The organism is Paracoccus sp. Ld10 (genome assembly GCF_045064235.1).
GTDB lineage: Bacteria > Pseudomonadota > Alphaproteobacteria > Rhodobacterales > Rhodobacteraceae > Paracoccus.
Genome location: NZ_JBISHD010000006.1, coordinates 110,803 through 128,732, shown reverse-complemented (window position 1 = coordinate 128,732; position 17,930 = coordinate 110,803). Strand labels below are relative to the sequence as shown.

Annotated in this window: 15 protein-coding genes; 8 read left to right on the top strand and 7 right to left on the bottom strand. The window is 64.3% G+C overall.

Features of this window, described 5'->3' with window-relative positions:
• Positions 1-136 precede the first annotated feature (136 nt).
• Entirely contained in the window at positions 137-1,621 is a 1,485-nt protein-coding gene (locus ACJJVR_RS03785; protein ID WP_405402375.1) for an AMP nucleosidase, read from the bottom strand.
• Positions 1,622-1,715: 94 nt separating this feature from the next.
• On the opposite strand from ACJJVR_RS03785, the gene ACJJVR_RS03780 reads away from it, so the two are divergent.
• The 3 genes from ACJJVR_RS03780 to ACJJVR_RS03770 are packed head-to-tail and all read left to right on the top strand — an operon-like array spanning position 1,716 to position 4,807.
• Positions 1,716-2,567, top strand: a complete 852-nt coding sequence (locus ACJJVR_RS03780; protein WP_405402374.1) for an SDR family oxidoreductase — start codon at positions 1,716-1,718, stop codon at positions 2,565-2,567.
• 49 nt (positions 2,568-2,616) lie between these two features.
• Positions 2,617-3,840 carry a UbiH/UbiF/VisC/COQ6 family ubiquinone biosynthesis hydroxylase gene (locus tag ACJJVR_RS03775; RefSeq protein WP_405402372.1) on the top strand — a complete coding sequence of 408 codons (1,224 nt, stop codon included), beginning with the start codon at positions 2,617-2,619 and terminating at the stop codon, positions 3,838-3,840.
• A 55-nt stretch (positions 3,841-3,895) separates the two neighbouring features.
• A complete protein-coding gene (locus tag ACJJVR_RS03770) occupies positions 3,896-4,807 on the top strand; it encodes a glutaminase (RefSeq protein ID WP_405402370.1) in 912 nt (303 codons plus the stop codon).
• Positions 4,808-4,811: 4 nt separating this feature from the next.
• Here the strand turns inward: ACJJVR_RS03770 and ACJJVR_RS03765 are convergent, their stop codons facing one another.
• Positions 4,812-6,233 (bottom strand): UdgX family uracil-DNA binding protein, encoded by a 1,422-nt coding sequence (locus tag ACJJVR_RS03765; protein WP_405402368.1) that lies wholly within the window; start codon positions 6,231-6,233, stop codon positions 4,812-4,814.
• On the bottom strand, positions 6,233-7,465 hold the full coding sequence (locus ACJJVR_RS03760) for a putative DNA modification/repair radical SAM protein (protein ID WP_405402367.1): 1,233 nt from the start codon (positions 7,463-7,465) through the stop codon (positions 6,233-6,235). Before ACJJVR_RS03760 ends, ACJJVR_RS03765 begins: the two co-directional genes overlap by 1 nt.
• A 150-nt stretch (positions 7,466-7,615) precedes the next feature.
• Here ACJJVR_RS03760 and ACJJVR_RS03755 point away from each other — a divergent pair, with 150 nt between their 5' ends.
• The 3 genes from ACJJVR_RS03755 (at position 7,616) to ACJJVR_RS03745 (ending at position 10,303) form a co-directional block, all read left to right on the top strand.
• Positions 7,616-8,206 carry a LolA family protein gene (locus ACJJVR_RS03755; RefSeq protein ID WP_405402365.1) on the top strand — a complete coding sequence of 197 codons (591 nt, stop codon included), beginning with the start codon at positions 7,616-7,618 and terminating at the stop codon, positions 8,204-8,206.
• An 89-nt stretch (positions 8,207-8,295) separates the two neighbouring features.
• Positions 8,296-9,537, top strand: a complete 1,242-nt coding sequence (locus ACJJVR_RS03750) for an MFS transporter (RefSeq protein WP_405402363.1) — start codon at positions 8,296-8,298, stop codon at positions 9,535-9,537.
• A 91-nt stretch (positions 9,538-9,628) separates the two neighbouring features.
• Positions 9,629-10,303: a 5'-nucleotidase, lipoprotein e(P4) family gene (locus tag ACJJVR_RS03745; protein WP_405402362.1), complete on the top strand. Its 675-nt coding sequence runs from the start codon at positions 9,629-9,631 to the stop codon at positions 10,301-10,303.
• 1,050 nt (positions 10,304-11,353) lie between these two features.
• Here the strand turns inward: ACJJVR_RS03745 and ACJJVR_RS03740 are convergent.
• Positions 11,354-11,536, bottom strand: a complete 183-nt coding sequence (locus tag ACJJVR_RS03740; protein WP_405402361.1) for a hypothetical protein — start codon at positions 11,534-11,536, stop codon at positions 11,354-11,356.
• A 730-nt stretch (positions 11,537-12,266) separates the two neighbouring features.
• Here ACJJVR_RS03740 and glf point away from each other — a divergent pair.
• Positions 12,267-13,403 (top strand): UDP-galactopyranose mutase, encoded by a 1,137-nt coding sequence (gene glf / locus ACJJVR_RS03735; RefSeq protein ID WP_405402359.1) that lies wholly within the window; start codon positions 12,267-12,269, stop codon positions 13,401-13,403.
• Between the two features lie 166 nt (positions 13,404-13,569).
• A complete protein-coding gene (locus tag ACJJVR_RS03730; RefSeq protein WP_405402358.1) occupies positions 13,570-14,367 on the top strand; it encodes a hypothetical protein in 798 nt (265 codons plus the stop codon).
• Between the two features lie 3 nt (positions 14,368-14,370).
• Here the strand turns inward: ACJJVR_RS03730 and ACJJVR_RS03725 are convergent, their stop codons facing one another.
• Genes ACJJVR_RS03725 through ACJJVR_RS03715 form a run of 3 tightly spaced genes read right to left on the bottom strand, consistent with a single transcriptional unit; the run spans position 14,371 to position 17,904 of the window.
• Positions 14,371-15,357 carry a hypothetical protein gene (locus ACJJVR_RS03725; protein ID WP_405402356.1) on the bottom strand — a complete coding sequence of 329 codons (987 nt, stop codon included), beginning with the start codon at positions 15,355-15,357 and terminating at the stop codon, positions 14,371-14,373.
• 31 nt (positions 15,358-15,388) lie between these two features.
• Entirely contained in the window at positions 15,389-16,288 is a 900-nt protein-coding gene (locus tag ACJJVR_RS03720; protein WP_405402354.1) for a glycosyltransferase family 2 protein, read from the bottom strand.
• Complete coding sequence (locus ACJJVR_RS03715) at positions 16,285-17,904, bottom strand: glycosyltransferase (RefSeq protein ID WP_405402352.1); 1,620 nt, start codon at positions 17,902-17,904, stop codon at positions 16,285-16,287. Before ACJJVR_RS03715 ends, ACJJVR_RS03720 begins: the two co-directional genes overlap by 4 nt.
• Positions 17,905-17,930 lie beyond the last annotated feature (26 nt).

Sequence of the window (17,930 nt, the reverse complement as noted above, 5' to 3'; positions counted from 1 at the left end):
TCTTGCCCTGTTGCACCGGGCCCACAAATTGCGCCTTTTGCGGCATATCGCCTGCTACACACGGTTTTCACGGGCAGATCAAGCCTTTTTCGCCCGACGCGCGAAAACCCGCGTTTGCTGGTGTTTTACCGCCGCGCTACAGAAACGCTGTCTCGCTGAAGGACCGCAGCTTGCGCGAATGGATGCGCTCCAGCGGCATGTCGCGCAGCTTTTCCATCGCGCGAATGCCGATCAGCAGATGGTTGGCGACCTGGGTGCGATAGAAATCCGTGGCCATGCCGGGCAGCTTCAGCTCTCCGTGCAACGGCTTGTCGCTGACGCACAGCAGCGTGCCATAGGGGACCCGGAACCGGAACCCGTTCGCGGCGATGGTGGCGCTTTCCATGTCCAGCGCGACCGCCCGCGACAGCGACAGGCGGTGGACCGGCCCGGACTGGTCGCGCAGCTCCCAGTTGCGGTTGTCGATGGTGGCCACCGTGCCCGTGCGCATGATGCGTTTCAGCTCGTATCCGTCCAGACGGGTGACCTCGGCCACGGCCTCCTGCAGGGCGACCTGCACCTCCGCCAGCGCGGGGATCGGCACCCAGACGGGCAGATCGTCGTCCAGCACGTGATCTTCGCGCAGATAGGCGTGGGCCAGAACGAAATCGCCCAGGGACTGGCTGTTTCGCAGGCCTGCGCAATGCCCGACCATCAGCCAGGCATGCGGGCGCAGCACGGCGATGTGGTCGGTCGCCGTCTTGGCGTTGGAGGGGCCCACGCCGATATTGACCAGCGTGATCCCCTGACCGTTGGCGCGTTTCAGGTGATAGGTCGGCATCTGCGGCAGCTTGGACAGCGGCACGATGCTGTCCTGGCCATCGGTGATCTGCTGGTTTCCGGGCGCGACAAAGGCGGTATAGCCGCTGTCCGGGTCCGACAGGACGCGGCGGGCAAAGGCCTCGAATTCGTCGACATAGAACTGATAGTTGGTGAACAGGACAAAGTTCTGGAAATGCTCGGGCGCGGTGGCGGTGTAATGGGCCAGCCGTGCCAGCGAATAATCCACCCGCTGCGCGGTGAATGCGGCCAGATGCTGGCTGCCATCGGGCATGGCACCCGCCACGCCGTTCACGATGTCGTCGTTCATGGTGTTCAGATCCGGCACGTCAAAGACATCGCGCAGGCTGAAATCCAGCACGCCCTCCTGCGGGACGGCAAGATCGCTTTGGGCGGCGACCGCGAAATGCACGGGCATGGGCGTGGCCGACAGGCCGATGGTGACGGGGACGCCGTGATTCTTGATCAGCAGGCCCAATTGTTCGGTCAGATAGTGCTGAAACAGGTCCGGGCGCGTCACCGTCGCGGCATAGACGCCGGGTGCGACAACGTGGCCAAAGGACAGGCGGCTGTCGATCTTGCCGTGGGTCGGGACGATCAGCCGCACCTCGGGGTAAAAGGCGCGATAGCGGGCGACGGGGGACGCGCCCTCCAGAATGGCGGTGAAATGGCCCAACAGAAACCCGGTCGCCTGATCGTACAGCGCACGCAGACGCGCCACAGCGGCGGCAGCGTCGGTAAAGTCGCGGGGCGCCGCGGCATCGGGGGTCTGGACCGGCAGAAAGCGGGCGTCTGTCGTCATCGGATCTGTCCTTCTTGTTATGCCGACCCTGCCAGCGGCCCGCCCGGCAGGCAAGCGTCTGGCGCAGCCGCGCGCGCGTCGTTACGGTGCCGTCATGAAGATGCTTGTTTTCGGTCACGGCTATTCCGCCGGCTATCTGACACCCTTGCTGACCGCGCGCGGCTGGCAGGTCACCGGCACCACGCGCGACGACCCGGGCCGCGTTGCGGCAACCGGGGCCACGCCCCTGCTGTGGCCGGGGTCCGAGGATGCGTTGCGCGCGGCCATCCCCGAGGCCGACGCGATCCTGATCAGCACCGCGCCGGGCCGGGACGGCGACCCCGTGCTGGCCGCGTTCCGGGATGATCTGGCCCGCGCCCGGCCCCGCTGGCTGGGTTATCTATCCACCACCGGCGTCTATGGCGACCGCGACGGGGGCTGGGTCGACGAGGGGTCGGTTCTGGACGGATCGGGCCCGCGTGGCCAGGCCCGCATCGCCGCCGAAGCCGCATGGCAAAATCTGGCCCGCGCGCATGACCTGCCGCTGCATATCTTCCGGCTGGCGGGGATCTATGGTCCCAGCCGTGGCCCGTTCCAGAAGGTCCGCGACGGCACCGCGCGCCGGATCATCAAGCCCGGTCAGGTCTTTTCCCGCATCCATGTCGAGGATATCGCCCAGGTCCTGCTGGCCTCGATCGATGCGCCAGCGCCCATCGGCATCTACAACGTCTGCGACGACGACCCGGCCCCGCCCCAGGACGTGATCGCCCATGCGGCCAGCCTGCTGGGCCTGCCCCTGCCGCCCGCGGTGCCGTTCGATCAGGCCGACATGACCCCCATGGCGCGGTCCTTTTACGGCGACAGCAAACGGGTGCGCAACGACCGCATCAAGCGCGATCTGGGCGTCACGCTGCGCTATCCGGACTATCGCACCGGGCTGGCCGCGTTGCTGGCACAGGGCGCGTGAGGCCGCGCGCCGCATTGCCTTTGCCTGCCGCCCGTGCATTCTGCCGGGCATGACACAGGACTTTGACATCGTGATTGCCGGGGGCGGGCTGAACGGCCCGACACTGGCGCTGGCGCTGGCGCAGGCCGGCCTGCACGTGGCCGTGGTCGACCCGCGGCCCGCGCGGGCGCGGGCGGGCGCGGGGTTCGACGGGCGGGCCTATTCGCTGGCCATCGCGTCGGTCCGGGTGCTCCGGGCCCTTGGCCTGTGGGACCGGCTGGCCCCCGATGCCCAGCCCATCCACCAGATCAAGGCATCCCAAGGCCAGCCCGGAGAGGGCGCGGGCCATTTCTTCCTCCATTTCGACAGCGCCGAACTGGGCGAAGGCCCGGTGGGCCACATGCTGGAGGACCGCTTTCTGCACGCAGCCCTGGTCGACGCGATGGAGGGGTCGGTGACCACCCTGCCCGGCCTGTCCGTGACCGGACAGGAGGTCGGTCCGGCAACCGCCACCGCGATCCTGTCCGACGGGCGGCGTCTGACCGCACGCCTGCTGGTCGGTGCGGACGGGCGCGGGTCGGGCGTGGCCACGCGCGCGGGCATCAAACGGCAGGGATGGGATTATGGCCAGACCGCGCTGGTCGCGGCCATCGACCACGAATTGCCGCATCAGGGCATCGCGCATCAGTACTTCATGACAACCGGGCCACTGGCGATCCTGCCCCTGCCCGGCAACCGCAGCAACATCGTCTGGTCGGAAACCACCGCGAATGCCGCGGCCATTGCGGCGCTGGACGACGACGATTTCCTGACGGTGCTGCGCCCGCGCTTTGGCGATTTCCTGGGCGCGCTGTCGCTGGCGGGACCGCGGTTCAGCTATCCGTTGTCGCTGTCGCTGGCGCGCGACTATGCCGCCCCGCGCGTGGCGCTGGTGGGCGATGCGGCGCATGGGGTGCATCCCATCGCCGGTCAGGGCCTGAACCTGGGCCTGCGCGACGTGGCCGCCCTGGCCGAGGTGCTGGTCGACGCCGCCCGCCGGGGCGAGGATATCGGCAGCACGCTGGTGCTGGAGCGATACCAGGCATGGCGCAGGCACGATGCGACGACGCTGGCCCTGGGCATGGACGGGGTGAACCGGCTGTTTGCCACCGACAATCCGGCGGTGTCTGGGCTGCGCGGTGCGGGCATGGGCGTGGTCGACGCGCTGCCGGGGCTGCGGCGCGGTTTCATGCGGCAGGCGGCGGGGCTGGCCGTGTCGCCGATGCCGCGGATGCTGGCGGGTCAGGCGCTTTAACCTTCCCCGACGGGCGGTTTCGCGCCATAGGCTGCGCCCAGCATCGGGGAACGCCATGACACTTGACCGCTTTCTGCAGGATCTGGACCACGACATCCGCACGACCGCCGATTGGGGCAAGGTCGCTGATTACATCCCCGAACTGGGCCGCGTCGCGCCGGACCAGTTCGGCATCGCCGTGGCGCTGGCCGACGGGCGGGTGCTGACGGCGGGACAGGCGGATCAGGGGTTCTCGATCCAGTCGGTCAGCAAGGTGTTCGCGCTGGCCTGCGTGCTGGGGCGGATCGGCGAACAGCTGTGGCTGCGCGTGGGGCGCGAACCGTCGGGCGACCGGTTCGATTCGATCCTGCTGCTGGAACAGGAAAAGGGCCGCCCCCGCAATCCGTTCATCAACGCGGGCGCCATCGTGGTGACCGACCAGCTGCTGACCGGGCGCAGCCCGCAACAGACCTTGGCCGAGATCCTTGGTTTCGTGCGCGCCGCCGCCGAGGATGAGAACATCCACATCGACAAGGCCGTCGCCCGGTCCGAGGCCCGCACCGGGTACCGCAACGCCGCGCTGGCGCATTACCTGCGCAGCTTTGGAAACCTGCGCAACCCGCCCGACCACGTCATCGGCACTTATGTCCACCAATGCGCGATAGAGATGTCGTGCATCCAGCTGGCCCGCGCGGGCCGGGTGATCGCCGGACTGGACTGTGCGCCCGCGCTGCTGGCCCCGGTGAAACAGCGGCGGATCAACGCGCTGATGATGACCTGCGGCCAGTATGACGGGTCGGGCAATTTCGCGTTCCGCGTGGGCATGCCTGCGAAATCGGGCGTGGGGGGCGGGCTGTTGATCATCGCGCCGGGCAAGGCGTCGATCGCGATCTGGTCGCCGGGGCTGGATGGCTGGGGCAATTCCCAGATGGGCACGCTGGCCGCCGAACGACTGGCCGAATTCACCGGTTGGTCAGTGTTTGGCTGACGCCTCAGGCCACCATCTGCACAGCTTGCGCCAGATCGGCCCGCAATTCGGACAGGGCCGACGGCGCGCGGTCTGGCGGCAGGCGCAGGATCAGGCTGGGGTGCCAGGTGATCAGGACGGGGCCGCCGTCGCGCGCAGGTTCGACCAACCCGCGGCGTGGCGTCAACGGCTTGCGGTTGCCGGTCAGCGCGAAGGCCGCCGTCGCCCCCAGGGCCACGGTCAGGCGCGGCGCGACCATCCGGCGTTCGGTGTCCAGCCACCAGCGGCACTGGTCGACATGGTCGCGGTCGGGCGTCTGGTGCAGGCGCCGCTTGCCGCGCGGGGTGAAACGGAAATGCTTGACCGCATTGGTCATCCACGCCCGGTCGGGGGCCAGCCCTGCCTCGGCCATGGTGCGGTGCAGCAACTGGCCCGCGGGCCCGACAAAGGGCAGGCCGGCCAGATCCTCCTGATCGCCGGGCGCCTCTCCGACCAGCATCAGGGCGGCGGCGGGATCGCCCTGCCCCCAGACGGTCTGGGTGGCAGCATGGCACAACTCGCACCGGGTGCAGCGGGCGGCCTGGGATGCGGCCTGATCCAGCGTGTCAGAAATGCTGTCATCGGGCTGCTGGCGCAGGCGGGCAGTGATCTTTGGCGCAAAGGCCGGGGCATCGGACGCGCCCGCATCGCGCATGGCCTGCACCCGCCGGGGCGCATCGGCCAGCATGTCGGGGATCAGCCGGGTTTCCGGCAGGTTCTTCCAGTATTTCTTGGGCATTTCCGACCGCATCGCGTTGGTCTTGATGCGCGCCGGGTTAAAGATATTGGCGAAATAGGTCTGCCACAGGTCGTGGCTGGCATCGTCGGGCAGATCGGGGCGCGGGGTCGGGTCGTCATAGGTGATGGCGTTGCCGTCGAACCGGGCCGTGCCTTCGGGCGTGGCGATCAGCCAGTCCATGTCGGCAAAGCGTTTGGCAAAGAACGGCGTTCCGGCCTCCAGAATCGGGTGTTCGGGTTCGAACCACGCGCCGAACGCGCGGCGCGGCCCGTCCGAGGGCAATTCGTGAAACCGGACAAAGGCATGCATCTTGTGGATGTCGCGGCGCACGGATTTCGCCATGCGCGACAGGCGGTCCAGCATCGGGTCGGCAGGGTTCGACAGAAACCGCCGGTCACCCTGCGCCCGCATAAGCGCTCCATACAGCAGCGGCCAGCGTTCCGGGTCGGAATGGCTGGCGAACTGGCGTGCCAGTTGCAGAAACTCCTGCGTGGCGATCACCGAATGGTCGCCAGGCGGTGGGGCCGGATCGGCGCCGAACAGGTCGGGGGGCGTGTCGGGGTCGGCCCAGGTCACGTCCTCGGTCGGGACGCGCGCGCTGGCCAGATCGCGGGCGGCCTGACGCCAGGCGTCAAAACGTCCGAACCGCGGCAGCGTGACCCGGATCATCAGAAAAGGGACAGCTGTTCAGGCGGCGGCGCGAACCGGGCGCGCAGGCCCGCGCTGTCGATCAATGCACCGGGCGTCCAGTCGGGCAACGTGACAAAGGGCTGGGCCTTGGACATGATCGCGCCCATGCGCAGCAGGTCCGCGTATCGCAGCACGCCGCTGCGCCGCGCGGTCAGGATGCGGGCAACGGTCTTGGTCCCGAACCCCGGCACCCGCAACAGCATCTCGCGCGTCGCGCGCCCCACATCGACCGGAAACTGCGCACGGTTGGCCAATGCCCAAGCCAGCTTGGGGTCGATATCCAGATCCAGGTTGCCCGACGGATGCGCCGACCCGATCTCTGTCGCGTCGAATCCATAGAAACGCATCAGCCAGTCGGCCTGATACAGGCGGTGTTCGCGCATCAGCGGCGGCTTGACCAGCGGCAGCATGGCCGACGCGTCAGGGATCGGGCTGAACGCCGAGTAATACACCCGTTTCAGCTGATACCCGGAATACAGATTGGCCGAGGTGTTCAGGATGTCCACGTCGGTTGCCTGATCCGCGCCGACAATCATCTGCGTGGACTGTCCGGCGGGGGCGAAACGCGGCGGGCGCTTGCCCGTATGGCTGCGGTCCTTGGCGGCCTCTCGGCCGAGGCGCACGTCGGCCATCGTGGCGCGGATCGTCTCGGGGCGCTTTTCGGGGGCCAGATGGCGCAGGCTGGCATCCTGGGGCAGTTCGACATTCACCGACAGACGGTCCGCAAACAGCCCGGCTTGTGCCACCAGATCGGGCGACGCGTCGGGGATGGTTTTCAGGTGGATGTACCCCTTGAACCCATGTTCGATCCGCAACATCCGCGCGATGCGGACCATGTCACCCATCGTCTGGTCCGGGCTGCGGATGATGCCCGACGACAGGAACAGCCCCTCGATCATGTTGCGGCGATAGAACTCCAGCGTCAGCCGGACAACCTCCTCGGGGGAAAACCGGGCGCGTTCGACATTGCTGCTGACGCGGTTGATGCAATAGGCGCAATCATAGATGCAGAAATTCGTCATCAGGATCTTGAGCAGGCTGATGCAGCGCCCGTCCGGCGTATAGGCGTGACAGATCCCCGTGCCCCCGGCAGAGCCGATGCCCCCGGACCGCGAATCGCGCCGCGTCGTCCCGCTGGACGCACAGGATGCGTCGTATTTCGCCGCGTCCGACAGGATCGCCAATTTGTCTTGCAAGGTGCGCTGTGCCATGGGCAAAAGATATGTTCCCCATGCGTTCTTCGCAAGTCGTCATAGGTGAAACAAATGATGCGGAACCGTCACGGACGCGCGATGGTTGGCACCGCGTTCATCCGCCAGACGTGATGTGCATCGCAACCGCGAAAGGATATGATCGGAACCATGAACATACGCACCCTCGCCCTTGCGCCCGCCCTTCTTGTCGCCATGGCCTTTCCGGCCCTGGCCGAACGCATCTCCCTGTCCGAGATCTCGCGCTATCTGAACAGCCTGACCACGGTCACGTCAGAGTTCACGCAGATCAACCCGGACGGCACCGTGTCCACCGGAACGGTCTATATCCAGCGCCCCGGCCGGGTGCGGTTCGAATACGACAACGACCCGACGCTGGTGCTGGCATCGGGCGGCAACGTGGCGATCTTTGACGGCAAATCGAACGGCGGGCCGCAGCAATATCCGCTGTCGCAGACGCCGCTGTCGATCATTCTGGACGCCAACGTGAACCTTGGCCGCCAGGGCATGGTCACCGGCCACAGCGAACAGAACAACGGCACCATCGTGACCGCACAGGACCCGCAGCGGCCCCAGAACGGCACCATTCAGATGGTGTTCACCGCCCCCACCGAACTGCGCCAGTGGGTCGTGACCGATGACACGGGCCAAAAGACCACCGTGATCCTGGGAGAGATGTCCAAAGGCGCCTCTATCCCGTCATCGCGGTTCTCTATCCAGTCCGAGATAGGGCGCCGCTGACCGAGGCGATTGCATCCTGACAATTGCGTGATTGACGTGCCCTTATGCCGGGGGCAACGCTGCGGCCGACCCTATCCAAGGCCGCAGCCATGCCCCATTCCCGCATCCTGACACCCGTGCTGATCGGTGGATCGCTGATCCTGCTGATCAACTTTGCGCTGCGCGCCAGTTTTGGCGTGTTTCAGATCCCCATCGCCCAGGATTTCGGCTGGCCGCGGGCGGAATTTTCGCTGGCTATCGCGATCCAGAACCTGGCGTGGGGCATCGGCCAGCCGATCTTTGGCGCAATGGCGGAACGGTGGGGCGACCGGTGGGCAATCATCGTCGGCGCGATCCTGTACAGCACCGGCCTGATCCTGACTGCATTCGCAACGACCCCGGCTAGCATCCAGCTGCTGGAGATCATCGTGGGTTTCGGCATCGCCGGCACCGGGTTCGGGGTGATCTTGGCCGTCGTCGGCCGCGCCGCCAGCGACGACAACCGCAGCCTGGCCCTGGGCATCGCCACTGCCGCCGGATCAGCGGGGCAGGTCTTTGGCGCGCCGCTGGCCGAAGGGTTGCTGGCGTTCTATCCTTGGCAATCGGTCTTTGTCATATTTGGGGTCATCGTGCTGGCCACGATGCTGTTTCTGCCGATGCTGGGCGACGGCAGGCCCGCAACCCCGTCGCAGCTGGAGGACAGCATGGGCACGGTGCTGAAACGCGCGTTCCGCGACCCGTCCTTCATGATGATCTTTGCGGGGTTCTTTTCCTGCGGCTATCAGCTGGGCTTCATCACCGCGCATTTTCCCGCCATGATCACAGAGATGTGCGGCCCCATCGACCCAGCCGGCATGCTGGCGGGTTTGGGCATCACCACGACATCGGCGCTTGGGGCGATCGCCATATCGCTGATCGGGCTGGCCAATATCGGCGGGGCGATCCTGGCGGGGTATCTGGGCAAGCGCTATACCAGAAAATACCTGCTGGCGGGCATCTATACCCTGCGCACCATCGCCGCCGCGGCGTTCATCCTGGCGCCGATGACCCCCGGCACGGTGGTCGCGTTCTCTCTGGTCATGGGGGGGTTGTGGCTGGCCACGGTGCCGCTGACCTCAGGTCTGGTCGCCTATATCTATGGGCTGCGCTATATGGGCACGATCTATGGGTTCGTGTTCCTGTCCCATCAGGTCGGATCGTTCATGGGGGTGTGGCTGGGCGGCAAGCTGTATGACGCGTCGGGTGATTATCTGATGGTCTGGTGGATCGGCGTGGGCATCGGGGCGTTCAGCGCCCTGATCCACCTGCCCGTCCGCGAGGCGCCGTACCGCATCCCCGCCCCCGCACTGTGATGCGGCGGCCAATCGCTGCCCTGACATGACACGCATTTGACCCGGCGGCGCACGCGGCCTAGCTATGCTGCGCGCGACCAAAGGACAGATCATGCACCCCACCCGCACGCCTCACGACCACGCCATCGCCGTCCGTTATCAGCAGGCCTCGGCCGAGGTCCGCGCCCTGCAGCGGCAATGCTATGCGCTGGCGACGCTGCGCCTGCGCGCCGCCGTCGATCAGGCCGGGGGCGGCGCCGGGCTGGCGATTCTCAGCGACATCGACGAGACGATCCTGGACAACAGCGCCGTCATGGCCGCCGCCATGCACAACGAGGGGATGTTCCAGAACCTGGACACCTGGCTGCTGTGGGAGCGTGAGGGCAACCCCCACCTGATCCCCGGCGCCGCCGAGTTCTTTGCGCTGGCCGACAGCCTTGGCGTCACGATCTTCTACGTCTCGGACCGGTTCGAGGAGAACAAGCTGGCCACCATCGCGACCCTGTCGCGTCTCGGCCTGCCGCAGGTCTGCGCCGAACAGGTGCTGCTGTTCGGCCCGCCCAAGGCCAAGCGCCGCGAACAGGTCGAGCGCGCCCACCGGATCGTCCTGCAACTGGGCGACACGTTGCACGATTTCCACGGTGCCTTTGCAGGCGCCGCGCTGGAGGATCAGCACCGCCTGACAGACGACCATGCCGACCGCTTTGGTCAGGACTGGATCGTCTTTCCAAACGCCGCCCATGGCACCTGGATGGAGGCCGAACTGCGCCCTTGGCAGCGGGCCTAGGGGCGCAGCCCGCCCGCGATGCACGACACTGCCCGCCATGGCACCATCACGCGCCGAAATGTCCTGGACCAAAGCTCGCCCCCAGGCGCATGGCTGATCGCGCACCAGTTCTGCCCGCGTCAGATCGTCGGCCGATCGGCAGCACCACCACCGTCCGAACGCCTGACCTCGACGCATCGGCAATTGGCTGGGTCCGGGCGATCGCAGCGAAAGCCACAGTCAGGCGATACCGCGCGTCGCTTTGGCCTGTTGCCCGGTCAGACCCTGCGACCGGCACGCGCTGGACCGCATGGAAAATGGCTGGGGCAAGCCCGCCCTGTGAACCGACAAAAGCATCGCATCGAAAGACTGGATCAGCCGTTCCGCAAATGGGCCGTCGCGGACCCTAACGATGCCATCATCAGCGCGCAGATTGTACCGATAAAGGTCAAACTTGGTGTTCGCGCAGGGTCCGTGCCCGTTCGCAGCAGATCGGGATGGGCCCTGGTCACGATGCGGGCGGTCCGCCCGAACAGTCCGGGTTATGCAGGGATCGTCTGTGTTTTGCGGCCAGTTCGCCAGTTCTCCAGGGTCTGACACGGGTTTCCTGTCCGCCTGATTAGTATCACAGATCTCGGGCGGCCCGTCTTTGGCCAGCGGGTCCGTGGCGTTCGACCGTCGCCATCTGAGCACCTTGCGGCCGTGCCAACCCTTGGTGGCCACCAGGTAGAGACACCCCGGCGCATGCACTTGTCACTGGCACCGCCGCACCGGACTCGATTGGGGCGGGTGATGGACAAACCACGGAATGGTACGCGGAAAATTTGTGTTCCACAGCCCGATGGTCGATCTTGGCATGCAGCCTTGCACCTCCTCATCGGAAATCGTCCGCTCGGGCAGCTTCTTTCCGTCAACGGTCGCGGCCCTCATTCCGGCCCGTGATCACAGTGGGGTGGATGTGCCACCTCTTTGGCCAGATCGCCCGTGGTCAGTGCCGCGCGGCGGACTCCCGGGGTCGCCCGCGCCTTGAACCCAGCCCAATGGCGCTTTGTCACTGATCAGCTCTGTCAATCAACAAATGCCGTGACGCAGTGCGATTTCCACCGCGCCGCGCAGTGGGCCGGGATAGTCCGCCAGACTGACCGCGAACGGGAATCCCTGCGCGACCGACGGATAAACGAACGGTGCGCCATCGGCGAAGGACATGATTGCGGCATCGATCCGGTCACGGGCCAAAGCGCGGAGATGGGTCATCTCGCGCAGCGGGTCCGGTGTGATCTGAATGGCGCACTACTCCGTCAGAGCCCGTCACGCAGAAGGCCCGCCGGACACGCCGCCATAATCGGGTCGGCGCCACCCTCGTGCCGATTGCGCAGCAGGTCGGTCAGCGCCGGATCAGCCCCGGGGCGATTTCCAACGCTTGGATCAGAGCTGTTTCCTCCTTTCCTTCGACCTCGTGGGCACTGGGCCGGGCATTCATACCCGTGATCAAAACCCTGAACGTCGGCGACTGGACGACATGCCACGTCAATAATTGGCCAGCGTACCATCATCAGCAGACCCCCAGCTGAGTGTCGGTCTGTATCAGAGGATGGACCTCACCGGCAGCTGACAGATTATCCAATGTTTCCAGAATCCGATGTGGGCGATAAACGCGCAGGCATCCGTGTTGCAGGCGGTGGGCGTGGGCAGGTCCGGGATATGTTTAGGCACTGATCACTGCGGCTTTGATCGCCTGCTGACGCAGGAACGGTCGTGCCCGCCGTACAAGGCGGTGATCGGCATGAATCGGGTCGGAAACCCCATCATTCAGCCTGATCCATTTCATCGACGTGCGATTCATCCCAAATGGTTGCAAACCAGACATGGCCAATATCCGCGGATGCATTGCAATCAGACTGCCCTGTTGGACTGGGCGCCAAGCATCGCTATAGCGAGGTACGGCAGTGTGGTTGCCAGACAGTGGACAGAATGGGAGGGGACGATGAAGATACTTCTGGTAGGCGCGGGACTGTCCGGAGCCGTGATCGGGCGGGAACTGGCCGAGGCCGGACATGACTGCCGCATCATCGACGCGCGTCCCCACATCGCCGGCAACTGCCATACGGAACGCGATGCCGATACCGGCGTCATGATGCATGTCTATGGTCCCCACATCTTTCACACCGACGATGAGGGCGTGTGGGATTACGTCAATCGTTTCACGCGCTTCATGCCGTTCCAGAATAGGGTCAAGACGACCGCACAGGGGCGGGTCTATTCGCTGCCGGTGAACCTGCTGACAATCAACCAGTTCTTTGGCACCACCCTGCACCCCGAGGAGGCCCGCGCCTTTATCGAATCAAAGGCCGACACGACCATCACCGATCCGCAAAGCTTTGAGGAGCAGGCCCTGCGGTTCGTGGGGCCCGAACTCTACGAGGCGTTTTTCAAGGGCTATACCGAAAAGCAGTGGGGGTGTTCACCGACCGAGCTGCCGGCATCGATCCTCAAGCGGCTGCCGGTGCGGTTCAACTATGACGACAACTATTTCTTCCATCGCTTCCAAGGGATGCCGCAGGACGGATATACCGCGATGGTCGCGGCCATTCTGGATCACCCGCGTATCACGGTCGATCTGGGCACCGAATATAGCCCAGACATGGCAGCGGATGCCGATCACGTCTTTTGGTCGGGGCCGCTGGACGGGTATTTCGACTATCGCCTGGGCCGCCTGGGCTATCGCACGCTGGATTTTGAACGCTTCAGCCATGATGGCGACTATCAGGGTTGCGCGGTGATGAACTATGGCGACCGCGACGTGCCCTATACCCGCATCACCGAACACAAGCATTTCAGCCCGTGGGAAAGCCATCAGGGATCGGTCTGCTATCGCGAATTCTCACGCCAGGCGGAACCCGGCGACACGCCCTATTACCCAATCCGTCTGGTCAAGGAGAAATCCTTGCTGGAGCAGTATGTCGACCTGGCCCACGCCACCCCCGGCGTGACCTTTGTCGGCCGCCTTGGCACCTATCGCTATCTGGACATGGACGTGACGATTCGCGAGGCGCTGGAGACTGCTTTGGCATTCACCTCGCGCGGCAACACCTTGTCCGCCTTTGTCCAGTCGCCGGTATGATATGCTACGCCAAACCTTGAGGGCGGCGCCCACAGCACAACACTCCCATAAGGCGCACTCCCCTTTCGACACCAATATTGGCCTACACCGCCTGCGCTATCAGCCAGGCGGGGATACTCTTATCATCAGCTTTGATCATGCAGGCCGACCTGACGAAGGTCCTTATTTGACCCGGGAGGCTTGGGGCGAAAAGTTCTATTTAGGCGAAGGGCATTCCCTTCTAGGTGTTATTGCGCAAAGGGCCCTCTGGTTCCGAGACGCAAAGTTAATCGCAGCTTTAGAGCAGCTTCGCGACGATGGCTTCTTCGGTCATTTCTCAAAAGTGGTGATGACCGGTGGGTCGATGGGTGGATTTGGCGCATCTACATTTGCTGCAATGGCCCCTGGCTGCACGGTAATTGCCTTTAGTCCACAAGCGACGCTCGATACGAAAATCGTACCTTGGGAATGTCGATTCCGTGACGGTCAGGCTTGCGATTGGACGCAAAAGTATAGTCATGCAGCTAACGGGATACAACAAGCCGGATCAGTTTACATCTTTTCAGATCCACTGGATCGTGGAGATAGACGCCATACTCGACTGATGGCAACTACCAGTAAAATAACAATTATACCAATTCCTGCGGGCGGACATGGGGTCCAACCGATGCTGATAGCTACCGGCATTCTAAAACAGGTTACCCGCGACTGCATAGCAGGTACGTTTGATCGCATCGAGTTTCTGCGTACAATCCGTTTGCGCAAACAGACGCTAAGATATCATAGGATGATGGTTCGCGAGGCTATGATCCGTGACAAACCAAATTTTGCACTGAAAATCTGCGAAAAGGCCATTAAACGCTTTCCAGAGGCTGACTTTCGCGAATTAAAATCGCTAGCCTTGTCACGCCTAGGTCGTCCAGACGAGGCTTTCAATACGATGATGGTTGCGCGCAAGGTCCTGATAGCCCGCTTGAAAAGCTAACGCTTAGCCTTTCGAGAATCCACGGATTATTTCTGCAAAAAAAGGTGCGACAAGGCGATTAACTAATGGACCAGAATAGCGCGGCAGTTCCGGCGTCACCACAGGCTGCGACGGCTGCGGCAGCGGTTCCAGAAACAGATCACTGCGTCCGAAGAACCGATGCGCCACTCGGCTGTTTCCAGGCGCGAACTCCCGGATAATCTCAAGGCGCTGGTCGTGCGAAATCATAAGAGTCACCGGATTCTCGGCGCGGATCTTGCGGTCCACGCCCTCAGCCATTGCAATCAGACGTAGGCGCAGATCCATGGGGGCGTCGATCAGCGGCAAATGACGTACGAATTCGGAAACCTCGGGCGTCAGGCTGATGTTCTCGCCGCCCGCCCTGTCCAGACTGGCACCATCAGGAAAGCCAAACTGCTGGCAAAAGGCTACAATCGGTCCGTCCGGCATCTGCTGGCGTTCAAAGACGTAGGGTTGGACACTTCCCTCACCGAATACGTCCTCGATATGACGGATATATCGATCGTAATCGATCCAATGAAAGTCGCCCCTGTTCTGCATGAAGTCTGGCCAAGACATATGACAGTAGCGACGATCCCATTGCCCCTTCACGTTCTGTGCCCACCAGCTTTCCAGCCACAGGTCCTGCCGGCGCATCGCAAAGATCACCTTAACGTCGAAATCGTCCGCGAAATCGCGCAGAGCGCTAATGTCCCGACGCATGCTAACGTCTTCATCGCTCATGATCAGCGTGTGGATAGGAACCGGATGCGACTCCGCTCGAGCTAGCAAAGTCTTCGAGACATCCTTGGCGGTAGTGTTGCCAAAAAAGATATTATTAAACGTGCCTATATGTCTCTCTACTCCTAATGGATACAGATAGCCCTCGTCTCGCAGCCGCGTCCAATTCTTGAACATCGTCGCCTGAATGGCCGTCGTTGCTGTCCGGTGGACGCCAATATGAAGGAACAGGGTTCTGCGTTTGTTCATGATGTTTTCGTGTTCTCTGGTGTGCATCTAGTCAAACGCGTTCAATGGCCGGGCGAAAGCCAAGGCCCTTGATGATCGCGCCATAGATCTGGCGGCGCAGGGAGGGTGGCACGTCGCCGCGGCGCATCTGGCCGCGGACGCCGTAGGCATAGGCCAGCACGCCCATAAGACCCATTTCGCGCTGGCGCCATGAGGTCTCGTTGCGGGCGCCGTACTTGAACTTCCACAGGCTCTTGTCGTCGACCAGGCCGAAATTGACGCCCCGGTTGTCCGGGGTGTCGTGGACGACGACGCTTTCGGGCACAAAGATGCCGGGATAGCTGCGCGCGATGCGGCGGGTGTATTCGGCGTCGTCGAACCAGATGAAATAATCCGCAATCGGCAGGCCGTGCTCGCTGACCGCCCATCGCGGGATCATCACCGACACGAACGATGCGCTGTCCACCAGCGCCCAGGCGCTGCCCGGCCGCACAAAGCGCGCCCAGTCCCAGACCGTGCGCGGACAGTTCATTTCGCATAGCGACCCGTCGATCCACTCGACCCGAGAGCAGGCAAAGCTGGGCCGCCAACCGTTATCGGCCTGAAACCCGGTCAGGGCGCCGTGCAGGGCCTGAATGGCGTCGGGCCGGGGATAGGCGTCGTCGTCGGACACCCAGAAATACTGGGCGCCCATCTGATAGGCGGCCTTCATCCCGGCATGGAACCCCCCTGCCCCGCCGATATTGGCCGGCAGGCGCAGGTGACGGATGGTCGGGTCGGCCTCGGCCCGTGCCTGGACCAGTGCCGCGGTGTCGTCGGTCGAGGCATTGTCCACGACCAGCACGATGTCGGGGCGCATCGTCTGCGCCGCCAGCGCATCCAGAACCGCCATCAGCTTGCCCGACCGGTTGAAGGTGACGATGACCGCCGCCGTCTTGTTCAGAATGCTCATGCCTTGTCCCCCTGCGCCAGGCGACGATAGACGGGCATCAGAACCTCCTCGGCGGTGGGATCGGCGGTCAGGCGGGTCCAGGCGGCCTGCAGGGCCTCCTTGTGCCTCGCCAGCGTGCCCGCATCGCGCCACATCGCATCGACTGCGGCCACGGTGCCAGCCACCGCCGCACGCGGCGCCAGCGGCACCAGCAACCCGTCGGGCAGCACCTCGTCCTGGGACCCCACGCGGGTCGAGATGGGGATGCATCCATGGGCCACGGCCTCGTAGCAGACCAGCGCCAGACCCTCGTTGTTGGACGGCAGCAGCAGGATGTCGGACCGTTCGAGCAGCGCCGGGATGTCGGTATTGCCCGGCAGCAGGGTGACCTTGGACGACAGCCCGTGCTTGCGCAGCAGGCGCGCCAGCGCGCCGTCAAAGGGCCCTTCGCCGACCATCGTCGCAGTCATGGTGACGCCGTTCCGCGTGGCCCAGGCATCCAGCGCGCGCAATGCCTCGACCACGACCACGGGACGTTTCTGATAGAACAGCCGCCCGACGAAGCAGACATGCAGCGTCTTCTGTCCCGCCTGCAGGCGCAGCGGCGGCAGCGCATCCGCGTCCTTGCGGTCCAGCATGCGGCCCAGGACCACCTTGCCCGCAGGGGCGTGGAACCTGTCGCGGAAATAGCGCACCAACTCTCCGCTGATGACGTGCTGCATGTCCAGATAGTTGGACCAGACCCCGGAGATCCGCGGGTAGCCACCATTGGCATATTCGACGATATGCGTGCTGTCGATCGTCTGCACCCACGGCAGGTGCATGCGCAGCATGGTCAGGCTTTCATAGAGCGGCGTGCAATGGTGGATGTGCACCGCGCGGATGTTTTCCGCCATTGCCAGCCGCTGGACATAGCGTGGCCACATGTGATGCGGCAGATAGCGGTCCAGCCGGATGAAGGTCACGTCCGGGTGGTCGGGCAGCCTGTCCGCCAGCCGTTGAATCGATGGGACCGATGCGGCTACGAACACCCGCAGCCCTGCCGCCAGCGCCCAGCGTATTGTGTCAAAACCCAGCTTTTCCGCGCCGCCCATCTCCAGCCAGTGCATGCCGATCAGAATTGCGGGACGCTTGTCGCTGTCGGGCGCCACGGGCGCGGAAACCAATGCGGAACCATCGCCCAAAGGCATGGCGGTCTGGTCCGAACGTCGGTCCGCCCGCCGCTTGCGCGCCATTTCTGCCCCATACCGGACCTGTTCGTACCACAGCGGGCTGGCCCGGAACAGCGCGTCCAGGCCGCGCATGGGCCGCCACGGCGCATCGGTCTGCTTGATCTCTCCTGGCAGGGGTTGGCGGGGGATGGCCAGATAGATGGTAACCTGCGGCGCGCCCTCATAGGTGCCGGGGCGGGTCAGCGTGCCCAGATAGTCCGCGCCCAGATCCTGGGGCCGCGGATTGTGGGGGCCCTCGATCACCTCGGGTTTAGCCCAGATCGGGTTGTCGCCCTGAGACAGGACATAGAACAGCTGCTGCGTGGGAAACAGCAGCTCGTAGATCGCGCGGGCCTCGGCAATACTGGCGGCGAGGTGGGCCAGCAGCGCAGGGTCCACGGGCGTTTGCGATGCAAGGTCGGACATGGGTGTGGTCAATCCGTCTGTCTGGA